The organism is Streptomyces sp. NPDC047971, assembly GCF_040653355.1.
Lineage (GTDB): Bacteria > Actinomycetota > Actinomycetes > Streptomycetales > Streptomycetaceae > Streptomyces.
Genome location: NZ_JBEZNW010000039.1, coordinates 18,549 through 38,190 on the forward strand (window position 1 = coordinate 18,549; position 19,642 = coordinate 38,190).

At 69.8% G+C, this 19,642-nt stretch carries 18 protein-coding genes and 1 riboswitch; of the genes, 9 read left to right on the forward strand and 9 right to left on the reverse strand.

Annotated elements, in window-relative coordinates; genetic code table 11:
* Positions 1-41 precede the first annotated feature (41 nt).
* A complete protein-coding gene (locus AB0D99_RS28700; protein WP_362368446.1) occupies positions 42-455 on the reverse strand; it encodes a hypothetical protein in 414 nt (137 codons plus the stop codon).
* A gap of 90 nt (positions 456-545) precedes the next feature.
* Here AB0D99_RS28700 and AB0D99_RS28705 point away from each other — a divergent pair, with 90 nt between their 5' ends.
* The gene (locus tag AB0D99_RS28705) at positions 546-1,514 is read left to right on the forward strand and encodes a diacylglycerol kinase family protein (RefSeq protein WP_362368449.1); all 969 of its coding nucleotides are present in this window, start codon (positions 546-548) and stop codon (positions 1,512-1,514) included.
* A 317-nt stretch (positions 1,515-1,831) separates the two neighbouring features.
* On the forward strand, positions 1,832-2,089 hold the full coding sequence (locus tag AB0D99_RS28710; protein WP_003953983.1) for a WhiB family transcriptional regulator: 258 nt from the start codon (positions 1,832-1,834) through the stop codon (positions 2,087-2,089).
* A gap of 171 nt (positions 2,090-2,260) precedes the next feature.
* On the opposite strand, the gene AB0D99_RS28715 is transcribed toward AB0D99_RS28710, so the two are convergent.
* Positions 2,261-3,727, reverse strand: a complete 1,467-nt coding sequence (locus AB0D99_RS28715) for a PAS domain-containing sensor histidine kinase (protein WP_362368573.1) — start codon at positions 3,725-3,727, stop codon at positions 2,261-2,263.
* A gap of 353 nt (positions 3,728-4,080) precedes the next feature.
* Positions 4,081-4,683: a TetR/AcrR family transcriptional regulator gene (locus tag AB0D99_RS28720; RefSeq protein WP_362368452.1), complete on the reverse strand. Its 603-nt coding sequence runs from the start codon at positions 4,681-4,683 to the stop codon at positions 4,081-4,083.
* A gap of 218 nt (positions 4,684-4,901) precedes the next feature.
* Here AB0D99_RS28720 and nagB point away from each other — a divergent pair, with 218 nt between their 5' ends.
* Positions 4,902-5,687, forward strand: coding sequence for a glucosamine-6-phosphate deaminase (gene nagB, locus AB0D99_RS28725; RefSeq protein WP_362368455.1), 786 nt, complete (start codon positions 4,902-4,904; stop codon positions 5,685-5,687).
* 65 nt (positions 5,688-5,752) lie between these two features.
* Here nagB and AB0D99_RS28730 read toward each other — a convergent pair whose 3' ends face one another.
* From AB0D99_RS28730 to AB0D99_RS28745, 4 genes are all read right to left on the reverse strand, one after another.
* Positions 5,753-7,270, reverse strand: a complete 1,518-nt coding sequence (locus AB0D99_RS28730) for a glycoside hydrolase family 3 protein (RefSeq protein ID WP_362368458.1) — start codon at positions 7,268-7,270, stop codon at positions 5,753-5,755.
* Positions 7,271-7,278: 8 nt separating this feature from the next.
* Positions 7,279-8,133, reverse strand: coding sequence for a carbohydrate ABC transporter permease (locus AB0D99_RS28735; protein ID WP_362368461.1), 855 nt, complete (start codon positions 8,131-8,133; stop codon positions 7,279-7,281).
* Positions 8,130-9,122 (reverse strand): sugar ABC transporter permease, encoded by a 993-nt coding sequence (locus tag AB0D99_RS28740; protein ID WP_362368464.1) that lies wholly within the window; start codon positions 9,120-9,122, stop codon positions 8,130-8,132. Before AB0D99_RS28740 ends, AB0D99_RS28735 begins: the two co-directional genes overlap by 4 nt.
* Positions 9,123-9,201: 79 nt before the next feature.
* Complete coding sequence (locus tag AB0D99_RS28745; protein ID WP_362368467.1) at positions 9,202-10,482, reverse strand: extracellular solute-binding protein; 1,281 nt, start codon at positions 10,480-10,482, stop codon at positions 9,202-9,204.
* A gap of 283 nt (positions 10,483-10,765) precedes the next feature.
* Between AB0D99_RS28745 and AB0D99_RS28750 the strand changes: the two genes are divergently transcribed.
* From AB0D99_RS28750 to AB0D99_RS28775, 6 genes are all read left to right on the forward strand, one after another.
* Complete coding sequence (locus AB0D99_RS28750; RefSeq protein ID WP_362368576.1) at positions 10,766-11,530, forward strand: GntR family transcriptional regulator; 765 nt, start codon at positions 10,766-10,768, stop codon at positions 11,528-11,530.
* Between the two features lie 210 nt (positions 11,531-11,740).
* A complete protein-coding gene (locus AB0D99_RS28755; RefSeq protein ID WP_362368470.1) occupies positions 11,741-11,995 on the forward strand; it encodes a DUF3311 domain-containing protein in 255 nt (84 codons plus the stop codon).
* Positions 11,992-13,611 carry a monocarboxylate uptake permease MctP gene (gene mctP / locus AB0D99_RS28760; protein WP_362368473.1) on the forward strand — a complete coding sequence of 540 codons (1,620 nt, stop codon included), beginning with the start codon at positions 11,992-11,994 and terminating at the stop codon, positions 13,609-13,611. The genes AB0D99_RS28755 and mctP overlap by 4 nt, the downstream gene beginning before the upstream one ends.
* An 82-nt stretch (positions 13,612-13,693) precedes the next feature.
* Positions 13,694-14,197, forward strand: coding sequence for an N-acetyltransferase (locus AB0D99_RS28765; RefSeq protein ID WP_362368476.1), 504 nt, complete (start codon positions 13,694-13,696; stop codon positions 14,195-14,197).
* A gap of 46 nt (positions 14,198-14,243) precedes the next feature.
* Positions 14,244-14,376: riboswitch (cobalamin riboswitch) on the forward strand.
* A gap of 128 nt (positions 14,377-14,504) precedes the next feature.
* Positions 14,505-16,868 (forward strand): ribonucleoside-diphosphate reductase subunit alpha, encoded by a 2,364-nt coding sequence (locus AB0D99_RS28770; protein ID WP_362368479.1) that lies wholly within the window; start codon positions 14,505-14,507, stop codon positions 16,866-16,868.
* Positions 16,868-17,878, forward strand: a complete 1,011-nt coding sequence (locus AB0D99_RS28775; RefSeq protein ID WP_362368482.1) for a ribonucleotide-diphosphate reductase subunit beta — start codon at positions 16,868-16,870, stop codon at positions 17,876-17,878. Before AB0D99_RS28770 ends, AB0D99_RS28775 begins: the two co-directional genes overlap by 1 nt.
* 75 nt (positions 17,879-17,953) lie before the next feature.
* Here AB0D99_RS28775 and def read toward each other — a convergent pair whose 3' ends face one another.
* Together def and AB0D99_RS28785 are read right to left on the reverse strand one after the other, a co-directional pair.
* On the reverse strand, positions 17,954-18,583 hold the full coding sequence (def, locus tag AB0D99_RS28780) for a peptide deformylase (protein ID WP_362368485.1): 630 nt from the start codon (positions 18,581-18,583) through the stop codon (positions 17,954-17,956).
* A 69-nt stretch (positions 18,584-18,652) separates the two neighbouring features.
* On the reverse strand, positions 18,653-19,633 hold the full coding sequence (locus tag AB0D99_RS28785) for a hypothetical protein (protein WP_260228954.1): 981 nt from the start codon (positions 19,631-19,633) through the stop codon (positions 18,653-18,655).
* Between the last annotated feature and the right edge of the window lie 9 nt (positions 19,634-19,642).

The following is a 19,642-nucleotide window of genomic DNA, read 5'->3' on the forward strand; positions in this document are numbered from 1 at the left end:
GGCGGCGGGCCGAGGGTCCGCCGCGAGGCCCGACGAGGGCGTTACGCCTCGCCGCGACGACCGATGCCCAGGGCCTCGGTCGTCGCCGGGTTCACCAGGAGCACCAGGCCGGTCACGGCGAGGACCGCCAGGGCGATGCCGGCGGGAATCATGGCGCTGTTCGCCTGGAGGAGCTGCCAGGCGACCGGCAGGGCCAGGATCTGGGTGATGATCGCGGGGCCGCGGCTCCATCCCCTGCGCAGCAGCAGGCCGCGGGCGGCCGCCCCCGGGATCAGGCCCAGCGCGATCAGGGTGGCCCCGCCGGTGACCGCCTGAGTCAGGCTGTCGGGGTTGCCGGTCAGTCCCGTCACGAGCACGTACACGCCCCCGATCACCAGCGCGAGGGCCTCGATGCCGGCCACCGCCGCGGCCGCGGTCAACCGGACAGGGCGGGGATTCTGCTCCGTACTGCTCATGCCCTGCAGGGTAGCCGGGGTTCTCCGCGGAGCTGTCCGGCAGGTGGCCGCGACTGGGATCGGTACCGCCGGGTAGGTACCCTGGCGGCCATGCGCGCACTTCTCGTGGTCAATCCGGCAGCCACCACCACCAGTGCGCGCACGCGTGACGTGCTCATCCACGCCCTCGCCAGCGAGATGAAGCTGGAGGCCGTCACCACCGAGTACCGCGGCCATGCCCGCGATCTCGGACGGCGGGCCGCGGACTCCGCCGACATCGACCTGGTCGTCGCCCTGGGCGGCGACGGCACCGTGAACGAGGTCGTGAACGGGCTGCTGCACGACGGCCCGGACCCGGACCGGCTCCCCGGTCTCGCGGTGGTGCCCGGCGGGTCCACGAACGTCTTCGCCCGCGCCCTGGGGCTGCCCAACGACGCCGTCGAGGCGACCGGGGCACTGCTCGACGCGCTCCGTGAACGCCGTGCACGCACAGTGAGCCTCGGGCTCGCGTCCGGGGCACCGGGGACCGAGGACGAGGGGGTGCCGGCCCGCTGGTTCACCTTCTGCGCCGGCTTCGGTTTCGACGCCAGCGTGATCGGGCGGGTCGAACAGCAGAGGGAGCGCGGGAAGAGATCGACCCACGCGCTGTACCTGCGCCAGGTCGTCCGCCAGTTCCTGGGCGAGGCGAACCGTCGGAACGGCACGATCACCCTGGAGCGTCCCGGGCAGGACCCGGTCGAGGGCCTGGTCCTGTCCATAATCTGCAACACCTCCCCCTGGACCTACCTGGGCAATCGCCCGGTGTACGCGTCCCCGGAGGCTTCCTTCGAGACCGCGCTGGACGTCCTCGGGCTGAGCCGGCTCTCGACCCCCGCGGTGGCCCGGTACGCCACCCAGCTGCTCACTTCGTCCCCCGAGCGCGGCCCCCACGGCAAGCATGCCCTGACTCTGCACGACCTGACCGACTTCACCTTGCATTCGAAGGTTCCGCTCCCTCTCCAGATGGACGGAGACCACCTCGGACTGCGTACGAGCGTGACGTTCACAGGCGTTCGCCGTGCACTGCGTGTGATTGTGTGAGTGGAAGGGCCGAAAGTCCTTTCACTCGAACGTTTAGGCTGCCCTCCACCCCTTAGAAGTACGGCTGTGACCTAGCCGACACCGAGGAATCAAAAAAAACTTTCCGGAAGGGGTTGTATCCGCCCCCGGGGTTTGGGAGTCTCTTCTTGGCGATCGGGACGGCCCGCAGGACCGGCCTCCACTGAGAGCCAGAACCCCTCCTCAAACCAAGGACCACGTCAGTTCATCTGACGGTCGGCCCTTCCCTTGCGGAGGGATTCGTGAAAGCGTTCACATTCACAAGCAACCCGCACGTAATACCAAGAGAGGTAGCAGCCATGGACTGGCGTCACAACGCCGTTTGTCGTGAGGAAGACCCCGAGCTGTTCTTCCCCATCGGCAACACCGGTCCTGCGCTGCTGCAGATCGAGGAAGCCAAGGCCGTCTGCCGCCGCTGCCCCGTGATGGAGCAGTGCCTGCAGTGGGCGCTCGAGTCCGGCCAGGACTCCGGCGTCTGGGGTGGCCTCAGCGAGGACGAGCGCCGCGCGATGAAGCGCCGCGCCGCTCGCAACCGGGCGCGCAACGCCAGCGCCTGAACACCCTGAAGAGCCTGAGGCAAGCGGCGCGTACATCGCGTACGCAATCACCGCCCCCGAGCCGCAGCGCGCAGCAGTAACCCACAGCATTCGAGCCCCGGACCGATCTCCTCGGTCCGGGGCTCGCTGCTGTGTCCGCGACGTGGGGCCGCCGCTCCCCCGCGCGCGTCCCTACTTCTGCGGCTGCACCGGGATGTCGAGGACGACCTTGGTGCCGCGCTCCGTGCCCGGCTGCATGTCGAACGTGCCGCCCAACTCCCCCTCGACCAGGGTCCGCACGATCTGCAGGCCGAGGTTGCCCGCGCGCTGCGGGTCGAAGCCCTCGGGCAGACCGCGGCCGTCGTCCCGGACGGTGATCAGCAGCCGGGCGTCGACGCGGGGTTCGCCCCGGACGGCCGTGACCTCCACGGTGCCCTGTTCGCCCGGGGCGAAGGCATGCTCCAGGGCGTTCTGCAGCACCTCGGTGAGGACCATGGACAGCGGGGTGGCGACCTCGGCGTCCAGGATGCCGAAGCGGCCGTTGCGCCGGCAGGTCACCTTGCCCGGCGAGATCTCGGCGACCATCGCGATCACCCGGTCGGCGATCTCGTCGAACTCCACGCGCTCGTCCAGGTTCTGGGAGAGCGTCTCGTGCACGATCGCGATCGAGCCGACCCTGCGCACCGCTTCGTTCAGGGCCTCGCGCCCACGGTCCGAGTCCATCCGGCGCGCCTGCAGACGCAGCAGCGCGGCCACCGTCTGGAGATTGTTCTTCACCCGGTGGTGGATCTCGCGGATGGTCGCGTCCTTGGTGATCAACTCGCGCTCGCGGCGACGCAGTTCGGTGACGTCGCGGAGCAGGACGAGCGAACCGATGCGGGTGCCCTTGGGCTTGAGCGGGATCGCCCGCAGCTGGATCACACCGCCGTTGCCCTCGACCTCGGCCTCGCGGGGGGCGTAGCCGGAGGCCAGCTTGACCAGGGCCTCGTCGACGGGCCCCCGGGAGGGGGCGAGTTCGGCGGTGATCTGGCCGAGGTGCTGACCGACGAGGTCGGCGGCGAGGCCGAGCCGGTGGTACGCGGAGAGGGCGTTGGGCGAGGCGTACTGGACGATTCCGTCGGCGTCGAGCCGGATCAGGCCGTCGCCCGCGCGCGGTGAGGCGTCCATGTCGACCGCTTCGCCGGGGAAGGGGAAGCTCCCGGCGGCGATCATCTGGGCCAGGTCGGAGGCGGACTGGAGGTAGGTGAGCTCCAGCCGGGACGGGGTCCGGACGGTGAGCAGGTTGGTGTTGCGGGCGATGACGCCGAGGACCCGGCCCTCGCGGCGTACGGGGATGGACTCGACCCGCACGGGGACCTCCTCGCGCCACTCGGGATCTCCCTCGCGCACGATCCGGCCCTCGTCGAGGGCGGCGTCCAGGAGCGGGCGGCGGCCGCGCGGAACGAGATGGCCGACCATGTCGTCCTGGTAGGAGGTGGGGCCGGTGTTGGGCCTCATCTGGGCCACGGAGACGTACCGCGTGCCGTCGAGGGTGGGGACCCAGAGGACGAGGTCCGCGAAGGAGAGGTCGGAGAGCAGCTGCCACTCCGAGACCAGCAGGTGGAGCCACTCGAGGTCGGACTCACTCAGAGCGGTGTGCTGGCGGACGAGGTCGTTCATGGAGGGCACAGGTGCGAGCGTACCTGCGGAATTGAGACACGATGAACCTGGATCTCCCGGCGTTCGTGTTGGAGGATGGGCCGGGAAACACCGTGTGCATGTGGATGGACAGACGAGAATGGTCTAGTCCACAATGACAGAGCACCAGTTTCCAGGAAGACCTCCGCCCTCCCCGCACAGGAGGGTGGACGAGGTACCCGGCGCTCTCTGCCCTGACTGCGCCGAGACCTCCCACACGGCCGAGGGACCGCACACCCCCGGCCGGGCAACTCCGGGCTGCGGTGCCGGACGGGTTGAGGGTCCCGTCGGGCGCCGTAGCCCGCGGGTGTTTCCGGGGCCCTGTCGCGCCCGCCTCAGCCCCGCGCCGTCGGCCACGCCAGCATCGCCGCCGCGGCCACGGCTTCGAGATCCGCCCGGGTCGCACCGTCCCTCGACTGCTGGGACATGCCCTGGAGGACCGCTCCGTACAGCCGGGCCAGCGTGCCCGCGTCGGTGTCGGCCGGCAGCTCGCCCGCCTCGACGCCCTCGCGGATCCGGGCCTCGAACGACGCCAGATTGCCGTTGCGCCGCTCGCGCAGGGCCTCCGCGACCTCGGGGGTCGAGCAGTTGACCGCCGCGGAGATCATCAGGCAGCCGCGCGGATGGGAGGGGTCGGTGAAGACGGACGCCGCCTCCGAGAGCATCCGGCCGAAGGCGCCGCGGGCCGTCGGCTCCTCCTCGAACGCCAGGCCGCCGTACGCGCCGTGACCGGCGGCGTACTCCCGCACGACCTCCTCGAAGAGGGCCCTCTTGTCACCGAAGGCCGCGTAGAGGCTGGGCGCGCCGATGCCCATGACGCGGGTGAGGTCGGCGACGGAGGTGGTCTCGTACCCGTGCTCCCAGAAGGCCATCGTGGCCTGCTCCAGCGCCGTGGCGCGGTCGAAGGAGCGGGGGCGGCCGCGCCGCTTCGTCGTCATGGCCGCCATTCTATAGCGGTCGCTACGAAACGACGGGTCGACCCATGCGGGAGCGGGGCTCCGGTGGCTGGGCGGGGCGCGCCGTTCGACCATGGGGGTGGCACCGTCCGCCGACCGGAACGGCCTGAGCGGACGGCCCGCGCTCTGCTAGATTGAGCTTTGATTGGTCTATACCACCAGGCCCCTCACCAGCCCCTCACCAGATCGGCAGGCACAGCGTGGAAGTTGTCATCGTCCCGGACGCCACGGCAGGCGGAGAGCTCATCGCGGACGGCATCGCCGGCCTTCTGCGGCGCAAGCCCGACGCACTGCTCGGCGTCGCCACGGGTTCGACTCCGCTGCCCATCTACGAGGCCCTGATCGCCCAGGTCAGGGCCGGTTCCGTGGACGCCTCGCGCGCCCGGATCGCTCAGCTGGACGAGTACGTCGGACTGCCCACCGGACACCCGGAGTCGTACCGCTCCACCGTCCTGCGCCAGGTCGTGGAGCCGCTCGGGCTCTCCCAGGACGCCTTCCTCGGGCCGGACGGCGCCGCGGCGGACGTCCAGGCGGCCTGCGAGGCGTACGACCGGGCCCTGCGTGACGCGGGCGGCGTGGACCTGCAGATCCTCGGCATCGGGACCGACGGACACATCGGCTTCAACGAGCCGTGCTCCTCGCTGGCCTCCCGGACCCGGATCAAGACGCTCACGGAGCAGACCCGGGTCGACAACGCGCGCTTCTTCGACGACGACATCGAGCAGGTGCCGCACCACGTCATCACCCAGGGCATCGGCACCATCCTGGAGGCCCGCCACCTGGTCCTCCTGGCCACCGGCGAAGGCAAGGCGGACGCCGTGGCCCAGACCATCGAGGGCCCGGTCGCCGCGCTCGTACCGGCCTCGGCGCTGCAGCTGCACCCGCACGCCACCGTCGTCGTGGACGAGGCCGCGGCGTCCAAGCTGAAGCTCGCGGACTACTTCCGCCACACCTTCGCCAACAAGCCCTCCTGGCAGGGCATCTAGGGCGCGCTTCCGCACGAGAGGGGCCCGGCACCTGGTTCAGGTGCCGGGCCCCTCTCGTACCGGTCTCAGAGTCCGGCGATGGCCTCCGCCGCGGCGCGGCCGCAGACCCGGGCCGCGCCGTGCGTGGCGATGTGGAGGGCTCCGCGGGGCTCCGCCTCGTTCAGGCCCATCTCCACCACGACCGTGTCCGGCCGGGCCGCGAGGAGGGCGTCCAGGGCCTCGGTCATCCACGGGTACCGGTGGGCGTCGCGCACGACCGCGACGATCCGTCGCTCCCCGGCGGCGGCGAGGACCGCGTCCACCGTCGGCCGGTCGTAGGAGCCGGTCTCGGTACCGGGCAGCAGCCGCTCCAGCTCCGCCGCGACACCCCACGGCGTCTCGTCACCGACCGCGATGTTGGCGACCGGGGTGAAGGCGGCGACGTAGGGCGCGCTGGTGATCGGGGTGTACGGACGCTCCCCCGTGGTCCTGACGACGGCTCGGCGGGCGGCGACCAGTCCGATCTCGGTGCCGGGCGCGGTCCCCTCCTGCACTGCCGCGCCCGGCCCCGATACAACCCCCCTGACCCGATGCGCCTGGGTCCAGTCCGCCAGGGCGCGTACCCGCGCCGCGGCGTCCGCCAGCCGCTCCTCGGGCAGTTCACCGGTCCGTACCGCGTCGACCAGCGCGTCGCGCAGGCGCAGTACGGTGTCCTCGTCGGCCAGCCCGCCGCCGACGCAGATGGCGTCGGCGCCCGCGGCTATCGCGAGGACGGATCCGCGCTCGATGCCGTACGTCGACGCGATGGCCTGCATCTCCATGCCATCGGTGACGATCAGCCCGTCGAAGCCCAGCTCCTTGCGCAGCAGACCGGTCAGGATCTGCGGGCTCAAGGTCGCCGGACGTTCCGGGTCGAGCGCGGAGAGCAGGATATGCGCGCTCATCACCGCTTTGGTACCCGCCGCGATCGCGGCGCGGAAAGGTACCAGCTCACGGGCGTGCAGTGTGTCCAGATCCACATCGATCCGGGGCATCGCGTGGTGGGAGTCCACGTTGGTGTCGCCGTGCCCGGGGAAGTGCTTGGTGCAGGCGGCGACGCCGACGGCCTGGAGGCCCTCGACGTACGCCACGGTGTGCCGGGCGACCAGTTCGGGGCCCGGGCCGAAGGAGCGGACCCCGATCACCGGGTTGTCGGCGTTGGAGTTCACGTCGGCCGAGGGCGCCCAGTTGAGGTCGACCCCGCAGGCGGCGAGCCGGCGGCCGAGCTCCTCGGCCACGGCACGGGTGAGGTCCACGTCGTCGACGGAGCCCAGGGCGTAGTTGCCGGGGAAGGAGGAGCCGTTGCGGACCTCCAGGCGGGTGACGTCCCCGCCCTCCTCGTCGATGGCGACGAGGACGTCGTCCCGCTCGGCCCGCAGCTGCGCGGTCAGCAGGGCGAGCTGCTCGGGAGAGGCGATGTTCCGGCCGAACAGGCCGACGGAGGAGAGTCCCTCGCCGATCCTGCGGAGCAGCCAGTCGGGCGCCGTCGTTCCGACGAAGCCGGGCTGGAGGACGGTGAGCGCGTCGCGGGTCAGGGTGTCCGAGGCGCGTACGAGTGTGGTCATGGGCGGCGTTATCCCTTCACCGCGCCGGCCGTCAGGCCGGCGGCCATCTTGCGCTGGACGAGCAGGAAGAGGATCACGATGGGGACGGCCATCATGGTGGAGCCCGCCATCATCGGGGCGTACTCCGTGCCGTTCTTCGTGATGAAGTTGGAGAGCCAGACCGTGGCCGTCTGGTTCTGCTGGCTCATCAGCATCAGCGCGTACAGGTACTCGTTCCACGCCTGGATGAAGCCGTAGACGGAGGTGGCGACCATGCCCGGGGCGAGCAGCGGGAAGACGACCCGGATGAAGGCGCCGGTGCGGGTGCAGCCGTCGACCTGGGCGGCCTCCTCCAGCTCCTTGGGGATGTTGACGATGAAGCCGCGCAGCGTCCACACCGTGAAGGGGAGGATGAAGGTCAGGTAGGTGATGATCAGGCCGGTGAGGCGGTCGTACTGGCCGAGGTCGTTCAGCATCAGGAAGACCGGGATGATCATCGCGACGAGCGGGACCATCTGGACGGCGAGGATGCCGACGATGACGATCTTGCGGCCGCGGAAGGCGAAGCGGGAGATGGCGAGCGCCGCCAGCATGCCGACGACGATGCCGATCACGACCACGACCGAGGAGACGATCAGGCTGCGTCCGACGGGTCCCCAGAAGTCCGCGATCTCCAGCGCGCGCTTGAAGTTCTCGAGCGTGAAGGTCGTGGGGAAGAAGTGCGGGTTGGGGTCGATGGCGTCCTTGGCCGGCTTGAACGCCGTGTTCAGCATCCAGTAGACCGGGAAGCCGAGGGTCGCGACGACGAAGAGCCCGATGAGGTTCCAGCCGAGCTTGGACGTGCGGCGGCGGGTGACGGCGGGGGCCGCGGTGGTCGTGGTCACTCCACCTCTCCGATCTTGAGCATCTGACGCATGTACACGGCGACCACTCCGAGCAGCAGGACGACCGTGACGAGCGCGATCGCGGAGCCGGTGCCGTAGTCGTTGACGACGAACGCCTTGTCGAAGGAGTACGTGGTGAGCAGCTGGAACTCCGCCTCGGGGTGGCCGTTGCGCATCACGTACACCTGCGGGAAGACACCCATGTCCCAGATCACCGAGAGGGTCGTCAGCATGACGATGATCGGCTTGAGGATCGGCAGGGTGACGAAGCGGAAGACGCCCCAGGCTCCGGCGCCGTCGAGCCGGGCGGCCTCCTCCAGCTCCTTGGGGACCTGGGTGAGACCGGCGCTCAGGGTGATGACGACGAAGGGCACGGCGCCCCAGACCACGAGCAGCATGATCACGGCGAGGCCCTGCGGCCCGCTGGCGAACCAGTTGTGGCCGATCATGTCGACGCCGGGCAGCCTGCTCAGCAGCCAGTTGAGGACGCCGTAGTCGGCGTCGAAGAGCCATTTGAAGATGGCGGTCGCGACGATGATGGGCATGCCCCAGCTCGCCACGAGCACGATGTTGATGAGGGCCTTGACCCAGCCGGAGACCCGCTGCAGGAGCAGCGCGATCAGCATGCCGAGGACCATGGTGAGGACGACCGCGCCGACCGTGAAGATCACGGTGCGCAGGACGACGGTCCAGAACTCGCTGTCGGCGAGGATCTCGGCGAAGTTGGAGAAGCCGGCCGACTCCGCCTCCTGGAAGCCCCAGAGCTGAGGCTGTCCGAAGTGCTGGAAGGAGAGGGTGACCAGCCGCACGAGCGGATAGCCGAGCACCAGGAGCAGGACGAGCAGGCACGGCGCAAGCAGGAGCCAGGGGATTCCCCCCGCGCCGTTGGTGGGCTTCTTCCCCGGCTTCGGGGCACCGGCTCCCGGGCCGGATGGTGGCGATTGCCGCACCGGCGGCACCTTCGCGGTGGTTGTGTCTGCGGCACTCATCCCGTGCTCCTCAGCGATCCCTCTCGTGGTACGGGAAGCAGGGCCCCGTCGTCGTGACCGACGGGGCCCTGCTCATAGGTCACTTGGTGTTGATGACCTTGTCGATCGCGGCGTCCGCGTCCTTCGCGGCGGCGTCGACCGACTTCTTGCCGTTGGCGATCTCGATGAGCATCGTCTTGAGGATCTGGGCCTTCTCGACCTGACCCCAGCCCGGGGCGGTCGGGACGAACCAGCTGGACTCGGCCGCGGTGGCCGGGACCGTGGTGGCCGGGTCGGCCTTCAGCGGGGCGAGGTCCGCCTTGTTGTTGGGCAGGTTGCCCTTGGCGACGAGGCCCTTCTGGCCCTCGGCGCCGGTGAAGGCGGCGATCCACTCGGCCGCGACGCCCTGCGCCTTGGACTTGACCGGGATGGCCAGGTCGGAGCCGCCGAGGAAGACCGGGAGGTTCTTGCCGGACGGGCCGGGCATCACGAAGTTCTCGAGCTTGTCCTTCAGCCCGCCGACCTTGTCGCTCTTCGGGTCGGCCGCGGTGGCGCCCTCCCAGCCGGCGGCGAAGATCGTGGCGGAGTTGCCCTGGCCGAAGACGACCGGGCGGTCGGCCTCGTCCTTGGTCTTGTCGCCGTGCATGTACTTGTCGAGGATGTTCTTGTACTCGGTGAGGCCCTTGAGGGACTCGGGCGAGGAGAGGTTCGACTTCCAGGTCTCGCCTTCCTGCTTGGCGATGGAGCCGCCGGCCTCGTAGACGAAGGACATCGCGGCGTACCAGTCCGGCGACGGCTGGTACCAGGCGCTGAACTTGTCGCCCTTCTTCTTCTGGATGGCGTCGAGCGCGGCGGTCAGCTCGGCCCAGGTCTTCGGGGCGGCCTTGACGCCCGCCTCGGCGGCGATGTCCTTGCGCCAGGTGCCGACACGGCCACCGGCGTAGTAGGGGACGCCGTAGGTCTTGCCGTTGTAGGTGACCGAGTCCTTGAGGGCGTCGAGCCACTTGTCGGAGTTCTCGAACTTCGACGGGTCGACCTCGGCGAAGGCACCCTTGGCCATGTAGCTGATCATCTCGGAGTTGCCCATCTCGACAACGTCCGGGGCCTTGTCCGTGGCGAGCACCGCGTCGAGCTTGGTGTTCTTGTCCGGCCAGCCGTAGTACTCGTGCTTGATCTTGATGCCCGGGTGCTTCTTCGTCACCGCGTCGTCGGCGGCCTTGACCAGCTCGGGCCAGTTGTTCTGGGCGTCGACCGTCAGCCAGACGGTCAGCTCCTTGGCGTCTCCGCCGGCGTTGTCCCCGCTCTTGTCGGTGCCACCGCACGCCGCGATGGAGACCATGATGCCCGCGACGCCGATCGCCGCGATGAGCTTGCGCTTCACGCCACCCTCCTCAGGGATGCCTGCAACCCCCCCACCGCGCGAAGACATACGTCGAGTAGTGCTCGTGGGGCTGGGACCTGGTCTTTAATGGTTTAGACCAGTACCCGGAGCTTGGCCTAGACCTTTAGGGGTGTCAAGGGTGTATAAGAAGGGCAGTCGCGTCCGTTATCGGACCGACACCTGAGGGAGGGCGACGACCCGTGACCGGTCCGTGCCACCATGTGAGCCGCGACAGACGGAGGAGCCGGTGACGGCAGCAGCACAGGAGTCGGGAAGGCAGGCCATGGCCACGGACGCGGGCAACACGGAGAAAGACAGCGGGGTCACGACCCGCACCGCGCGCGTACCCAAGTACTACCGACTGAAGCGGCACTTGCTCGACATGACGGAGACCCTGCCGCCCGGCACGCCGGTCCCGCCGGAGCGCACCCTCGCCGCCGAGTTCGACACCTCGCGCACCACGGTGCGCCAGGCCCTGCAGGAGCTGGTCGTCGAGGGCCGCCTGGAGCGGATCCAGGGCAAGGGCACCTTCGTGGCCAAGCCCAAGGTCTCGCAGGCGCTGCAGCTCACCTCGTACACCGAGGACATGCGCGCCCAGGGCCTCGAACCCACCTCACAGCTGCTCGACATCGGGTACGTCACCGCCGACGACACCCTCGCCGGGCTGCTCGACATCTCGCCCGGCGGGCGGGTGCTGCGGATCGAGCGGCTGCGCCTCGCGAGCGGCGAGCCGATGGCGATCGAGACCACGCACCTGTCGGCCAAGCGCTTCCCCGCGCTGCGGCGTTCGTTGGTGAAGTACACCTCGCTCTACACGGCGCTCGCCGAGGTGTACGACGTCCATCTGGCCGAGGCCGAGGAGACCATCGAGACCTCCCTCGCCACGCCGCGCGAGGCCGGCCTGCTCGGTACGGACGTCGGCCTGCCGATGCTGATGCTCTCCCGCCACTCGCTGGACGCGCAGGGCGAGCCGGTCGAGTGGGTCCGCTCGGTCTACCGAGGCGACCGGTACAAGTTCGTGGCGAGGCTCCAGCGCCCCAACGGCTGACCGTATCGCGCCGTTTCGGCGTGAACCGATGCCCCGGCACATCCGTGAGGAGTGTCGGGGCATCGCCGTCTCCACAGGGCCGCACAGATCGACACCCGTCCGTTATTCGGACGGGGGTTCCATGGAACGAAACAGTCCCCTAGATTTCACGCGCGTTACGCAGGTGATCCATGCGATCCATGGAGTTCAGCGAGGGGACGGAGTCGCCGTATGTCTGAAGTGACACAAGGGAAACAACCGACCGTCACACCGGTCCGCGTGGTGGTCGCGCTCTGTCTGATCGCGCCATTCGTGGCGATGCTCTGGGTGAGTTCGTACGCGAAGGTCGAACCGACGTTCGTCGGCATCCCGTTCTTCTACTGGTACCAGATGGCCTGGGTCGTGATCTCGACCCTGCTGACCATGGTCGCCTACAAGCTGTGGCAGCGTGACCAGCGCGCCCGCAAGGAAGGTGCGTCGAAGTGAAGGACGGCGTGAACGGCGTCGCACTCGCCGTCTTCATCTTCTTCTTCCTGGCCGTCACGGTCATGGGATTCCTCGCCTCGCGCTGGCGCAAGGCCGAGAACGAGAACAGCCTCGACGAGTGGGGCCTGGGCGGCAGATCGTTCGGCACCTGGGTGACCTGGTTCCTGCTCGGCGGCGACCTCTACACCGCGTACACCTTCGTCGCCGTCCCGGCGGCCATCTACGCGGCGGGCGCGGCCGGCTTCTTCGCCGTGCCGTACACGATCCTCGTCTACCCGCTGATCTTCACCTTCCTGCCCCGGCTCTGGTCGGTGTCGCACAAGCACGGATACGTCACCACCTCCGACTTCGTGCGCGGCCGCTTCGGCTCCAAGGGCCTGTCGCTCGCGGTCGCCCTCACCGGCATCCTCGCCACCATGCCGTACATCGCGCTCCAGCTGGTCGGCATCCAGGCCGTCCTGGACGTGATGGGCGTGGGCGGCGGTGAGAACACGCACTGGTTCATCAAGGACCTGCCGCTGCTCATCGCCTTCGGCGTCCTCGCGGCGTACACCTACTCCTCGGGTCTGCGCGCCCCCGCGCTGATCGCCTTCGTCAAGGACACCCTGATCTACATCGTCATCGCGGTGGCGATCATCTACATCCCGATCAAGCTGGGCGGCTTCGACGAGATCTTCGCCAAGGCCGGCGAGGCGTACGCGACGATCAACCCGGCGACCGACAAGCCGCGCGGCGCGCTGGTGCCGGGCGAGATGGGCCAGTGGGGCTACGCGACGCTCGCGCTCGGCTCGGCGCTCGCGCTCTTCATGTACCCGCACTCGATCACGGCGACGCTCTCCTCGCGCAGCCGTGACGTGATCCGCCGCAACACCACGATCCTGCCGCTCTACTCGCTGATGTTGGGCCTGCTGGCACTGCTCGGCTTCATGGCGATCGCCGCCGGCGTGAAGGTGACGAACGGCCAGCTCGCGATCCCGCAGCTGTTCGAGAACATGTTCCCGGACTGGTTCGCGGGCGTGGCCTTCGCCGCCATCGGCATCGGCGCCCTGGTGCCCGCCGCGATCATGTCGATCGCCGCCGCCAACCTCTTCACCCGCAACATCTACAAGGACTTCCTGAAGCCGGACGCCACGCCGGAGCAGGAGACCAAGGTGTCCAAGCTGGTGTCGCTGCTGGTCAAGGTCGGCGCGCTGGCCTTCGTCCTCACCATGGACAAGACGGTCGCGATCAACTTCCAGCTGCTCGGCGGCATCTGGATCCTGCAGACCCTCCCGGCCCTGGTCGGCGGTCTGTTCACCCGCTGGTTCCACCGCTGGGCGCTGCTCGCCGGCTGGGCCGTCGGCATGGTCTACGGCACGGCGGCGGCGTACGGCGTGGCCAGCCCGACCCAGAAGCACTTCGGCGGCTCGTCCGCGGAGATCCCGGGCATCGGCGAGATCGGCTACATCGGCCTCACCGCCTTCGTGATCAACGTGATCGTCACCGTCGTCCTGACCTTCGTCCTGAAGGCCGTCAAGGCCCCCGAGGGCGTCGACGAGACCTCTCCGTCGGACTACACGGCGGACGCGGGCGACGCGGGCGTCAAGGCGCTGCCCAAGGTCGGCGCCGGTCACTGACCTTCACGTACGGCGAAGGGCCCGGGGTCTCCGCGAGGGAATCCCGGGCCCTTCGCCGTGCCCCCGAGGCAGACTGCCCTCCATGGACTTCACCATCAGGGCGGTACGGCCCGAGGAGTACGAGGCCCTCGGCGACATCACCGCGCGCGCCTTCCTCGACGAGGGGCACCTCGACTTCGGCGAGGACGACCCCTATCTCCGCCTGCTGCGGGACGTGGCCCGACGGGACGCCGAGGCGGAGGTGCTGGTGGCGGTGGACCGCGCCGGCACGGTCCTCGGCGGCGTGACCTTCGCCGCCGGCGGCGGGGAGTGGGCGGACATCGCGGTCGAGGGAGAGGCCGAGTTCCGGATGCTCGCCGTGGCGAAGGACGCCCGGGGCCGGGGTGTCGGCGAGGCACTCGTACGGTTCTGTGTGGAGCGGGCCCGGGAGACCCCTGGATGCCGGCGGCTGGTGCTCTCCACCCAGTCCACCATGGCCTCCGCGCACCGGATCTACGAGCGGACGGGCTTCGTCCGGACCCCGGAACGGGACTGGAGGCCGCTGGCCGACATGGATCCCCTGTACACCTACAGCCTGGAGCTCTGAACCGCCAACGACACAACATGTGGGGGGTGCTTCGAGGAGCGCCCCCCACATGTATGCTCTTGCTCGTTGTCCTCGCAGGGGAATCCGGTGCAAATCCGGAACTGTCCCGCAACGGTGTGGTTTCTGTGTGCTTGCACGCCGACCGAGTCCGAAGACCTGCGGACAGCGCACCCGGTCCAGCCGTTCCGGGTGCCACAGATGTCCGGGCCTCGCGGAGTGGGCCGCGGCGCGGCGCTGCCCTGCGTACGGGCGCGCCCTCGCCCGCCTTCCCCCGCCGGCCCCGAGCCGAGCGAGGGAGAGCCCCCACGTGACCATCGCGCCCGCCGATCCGGCCGCAGCGATCGAGAGCGACGGACCCGGGACCGTACTCCTGCGGACCCTGACCGACCTCACCGCCGATCTCCCCGACACCGACCCCGGCAAGGTCGCCGCCGCCGCGCTGCGCGGCCGCAACGCCGGTTCGGACGAGGCCGAACTGCGCGAGCTGGCCACGGAGGCGGCCGCCGGTCTGATCGCCGAGGACCCGGCCTACTCCCGGCTCGCCGCCCGGCTCCTGACCATCACGATCGCCGACGAGGCGGCCGGGCAGGGCGCGTACTCCTTCTCCGCCTCGGTCGCCGTCGGGCACCACGAGGGCCTGATCGCCGACCGCACCGCGGAGTTCGTCCGGCTGCACGCCGAGCGGCTCGACGCGCTGATCGACGGGGACGCGGACGACCGCTTCGGCTACTTCGGTCTGCGCACCCTCTTCTCCCGCTACCTGCTGCGCCACCCGATCACCCGCAAGGTGATCGAGACCCCGCAGCACTTCATGCTGCGCGTCGCCTGCGGTCTGGCCGCGGACGACTCCACCCGCGCGCTGGACGAGGTCGCGGCGCTGTACGGGCTGATGAGCCGGCTCGACTACCTGCCCTCCTCCCCCACGCTCTTCAACTCCGGCACCCGCCACCCGCAGATGTCCTCCTGCTACCTGCTGGACTCCCCGCTCGACGAGCTGGACTCGATCTACGACCGCTACCACCAGGTCGCACGGCTGTCGAAGCACGCCGGCGGCATCGGCCTCTCGTACTCCCGCATCCGCGCCCGCGGTTCGCTGATCCGCGGCACCAACGGGCACTCCAACGGCATCGTGCCGTTCCTCAAGACGCTCGACGCCTCCGTCGCCGCCGTGAACCAGGGCGGCCGGCGCAAGGGCGCGGCCGCGGTCTACCTGGAGACCTGGCACGCGGACATCGAGGAGTTCCTGGAGCTGCGCGACAACACCGGTGAGGACGCCCGGCGTACGCACAACCTGAACCTCGCGCACTGGATCCCGGACGAGTTCATGCGCCGGGTCAACGCGGACGCCGACTGGTCGCTGTTCTCCCCGGCCGACGTGCCCGAGCTCGTCGACCTGTGGGGCGAGGAGTTCGACGCCGCCTACCGGGCCGCCGAGGCGAAGGGCCTGGCCCGCAAGACCATGCCGGCCCGTGACCTGTACGGCCGGATGATGCGGACCCTGGCCCAGACCGGCAACGGCTGGATGACCTTCAAGGACGCCTCGAACCGTACGGCCAACCAGACCGCCGAGAAGGGCCACACGGTCCACTCCTCCAACCTCTGCACGGAGATCCTGGAGGTCACGGACGACGGCGAGACGGCGGTCTGCAACCTGGGCTCGGTCAACCTCGGTGCCTTCGTCCTGAACGGCGACATCGACTGGGACCGGCTCGACGCCACCGTCCGCACCGCCGTCACGTTCCTCGACCGGGTCGTGGACATCAACTTCTACCCGACCGAGCAGGCCGGCAACTCCAACGCCCGCTGGCGTCCGGTGGGCCTGGGCGCGATGGGTCTCCAGGACGTCTTCTTCCAGCTGAAGCTGCCCTTCGACTCCCCCGAGGCGCGCGCGCTGTCCACCCGTATCGCCGAGCGGATCATGCTCGCCGCGTACGAGGCGTCCGCCGACCTCGCCGAGCGCAACGGCCCGGTGCCCGCCTGGGAGAAGACCCGCACGGCCCGCGGCGTCCTGCACCCCGACCACTACGACGTCGAGCTCAACTGGCCCGAGCGCTGGGCCGCGCTGCGCGAGCGGATCGCCGCCGTCGGCATGCGCAACAGCCTGCTGCTCGCCATCGCTCCGACGGCGACCATCGCCTCGATCGCGGGCGTCTACGAGTGCATCGAGCCGCAGGTCTCCAACCTGTTCAAGCGCGAGACGCTCTCCGGCGAGTTCCTCCAGGTCAACTCCTACCTGGTCGACGAGCTGAAGAAGCTCGGCGTGTGGGACGCGCAGACCCGTGAGGCGCTGCGCGAGTCCAACGGCTCGGTGGCCGGCTTCACCTGGGTCCCGGCCGAGGTGCGCGCGCTGTACCGCACGGCGTGGGAGATCCCGCAGCGCGGCCTGATCGACATGGCGGCGGCCCGTACGCCGTTCCTGGACCAGTCGCAGTCCCTGAACCTGTTCCTGGAGACGCCGACGATCGGCAAGCTGTCGTCGATGTACGCGTACGCCTGGAAGCAGGGTCTGAAGACGACGTACTACCTGCGCTCCCGTCCGGCGACGCGGATCGCCCGCGCGGCCCAGGCCGCGACGCCCGCCGCGGCCACCATCCCCGTCCAGCAGGTCGCCGACCCCGACGCCGTCGCCTGCTCCCTCGAAAACCCCGAGTCCTGCGAGGCCTGCCAGTGATGTCCGACACCAAGAACCTGCTCGACCCGGGCTTCGAGCTGACCCTGCGTCCCATGCGCTACCCGGACTTCTACGAGCGCTACCGGGACGCGATCAAGAACACCTGGACGGTGGAGGAGGTCGACCTCCACTCGGACGTCGCCGACCTCGCCAAGCTGACGCCGGGTGAGCAGCACATGATCGGCCGTCTGGTCGCGTTCTTCGCGACCGGCGACTCGATCGTCGCCAACAACCTCGTGCTGACGCTGTACAAGCACATCAACTCCCCCGAGGCGCGGCTGTACCTCTCGCGCCAGCTGTTCGAGGAGGCCGTGCACGTCCAGTTCTATCTGACGCTGCTCGACACCTACCTGCCCGACCCGGAGGACCGCGCTGCCGCGTTCGCCGCCGTCGAGAACATCCCCTCCATCCGCGAGAAGGCGCAGTTCTGCTTCCGGTGGATGGACTCGGTCGAGAAGATCGACCGGCTGGAGACGCAGGCCGACCGCCGTCGCTTCCTGCTGAACCTGATCTGCTTCGCCGCGTGCATCGAGGGCCTGTTCTTCTACGGCGCCTTCGCCTACGTCTACTGGTTCCGGTCCCGCGGTCTGCTGCACGGTCTCGCGACCGGCACCAACTGGGTGTTCCGCGACGAGACGATGCACATGAACTTCGCCTTCGAGGTCGTGGACACCGTCCGCAAGGAGGAGCCCGAGCTCTTCGACGACGCGCTCCGGCAGCAGGTCACCGACATGCTGAAGGAGGCCGTCGAGGCCGAGCTGCAGTTCGGCCGCGACCTGTGCGGCGACGGACTGCCCGGCATGAACACGGAGTCGATGCGCGAGTACCTCCAGTGCGTCGCCGACCAGCGCCTCCAGCGCCTGGGCTTCGCCCCGGTCTACGGCTCGGAGAACCCGTTCGCGTTCATGGAGCTCCAGGGCGTCCAGGAGCTGACGAACTTCTTCGAGCGCCGGCCGTCCGCCTACCAGGTGGCGGTCGAGGGTTCGGTGGACCTGGACGAGGACTTCTAGCCACCGGCCCCACGGCGAAGGGCCCCGCTCCGGGGGGAGCGGGGCCCTTCGCCGTGCACGCGAACGGAAGCGGGATCAGTCGTTCGGGACGGTCTCGTAGCGCGGGGTGCCCTCTTCCATCTGGCGCAGCGCGTCCTTGCGGTCGCGCTTGGAGAGCTTGTCGATGTACAGGAAGCCGTACAGGTGGTCCGTCTCGTGCTGGAGGCAGCGCGCGAAGTAACCGGTGCCACGGACCTTGATCGGGTTGCCCTGGGCGTCCTGGCCGTGGACCTCGGCGAAGTCCGGGCGGGCCAGCGAGGCGTACGCGGTCGGGACCGAGAGGCAGCCCTCGTTGGAGTCGTCCAGGATGCGGCGGTCGGCCGGCAGGTCCTGGAGCACCGGGTTGACGACGACGCCGGTGTGGCGGACGCCCTCGTCGTCCGGGCAGTCGTAGACGAAGACCTTCAGGTCCACACCGATCTGGTTCGCCGCCAGGCCCACGCCCTCGGCGGCCTTCTGGCTGGCGAACATGTCGTCGATCAGCGCCGCGAGCTTGTCGTCGAACTCCGTGACGTCCTTGGTCTCCCGGTGGAGCACCGGGTTGCCGACGACCGTGATCGGGCGCGCCGTGCCCCGCTCGCGGTACGCGAGCTCACGCGCCTCGCAGTCCTCCGTGTCGACGACGTAACCGTCGTTGATCTGCTCGTCAGTCTCCTGCTGCGCCATTGAGCCGCACGCCTTCCTCGGAACCCCAGTCGATGGTCCCGTACAGCCTAAGGGCACGATCAGGGCGGATCAGCAGACCTCTTCGAGATCGCGCCACTCGCGGCTGTCGGGGCTGTCCGCCACCCAGCCGTCGAGGAGGCCGCGGACCAGACCGACCGGGGCCGCGATCCCGCACTCCCGTTCGGGGACCCAGAGCTCGCCGGGCGAGCGGTGGCCGAGGGGTCCGGGGTGGCCCGGTTCGCTGTGGTCGTGGGGGTCGAGGTGCTCGCCCTCGCCCTCGGCACTGGGCATCGTCGACTCGGAGCAGGCGCGACAGAGCAGCCGGACCGACGAGGACCAGTCCTCGGCGGCGAATCCGGCGTCCGCGGCGAGCTGCTCCAGCGCGTCCCGGTCGGCCTCGGTGGCGGCCTCCAGGAGGACCACCCAGGTGGGGACGGGCGAGGGGGCCCAGAGCTCGATCTCGTCGAAGACGGGGTAGGAGGGACCGGCGCTGGTGGTGCGCTCGCCGTTGGGCACGCCGTCGTGGAGGACGACCTCGCCCCAGCGCCGTCCGGAGGACGGCAGCGGGATGGAGAGCACCTCGATGCGGGCCGGGTCCAGCCTGCGGCCCCACACGACCTCGGCCTCGCCCTCCGGCGAGAGCCGGACGGCGGCGCTGCCGAGCTCCATGCCGGCGGGCTCACCGGTCCCGGCGGAGGCCCCGGGCACCTTCAGCCCGTACGCCTGCCAGGCGCGGCGGGCCAGCGGCCAGTCCTGGAGGGCGGTGGCGGCGATGCCGACGTTCCACCAGTCCGGGGCGCCGGTCTCCTTGTCGAGGAGCGCGACGGCGCGCAGCCCGGCGGCCCGCGCCTGCTCCCAGTCGTGCCGGAACTTGTGCAGCAGCGCCAGGTTGAACCAGGACTCCGAGAGCCAGGGCTCCAGATCCGCCGCGCGCGTCAGCAGCGCGCCCGCGTCCTCGTACCGGCCGTCGCCGATCAGCGTGAACGCGCGGTCGGTGGCCTGCCGCCACGAGGCGGAGGGCCGATGCCGTACCTTCCCGAAGATCCTCACGATTCCCGC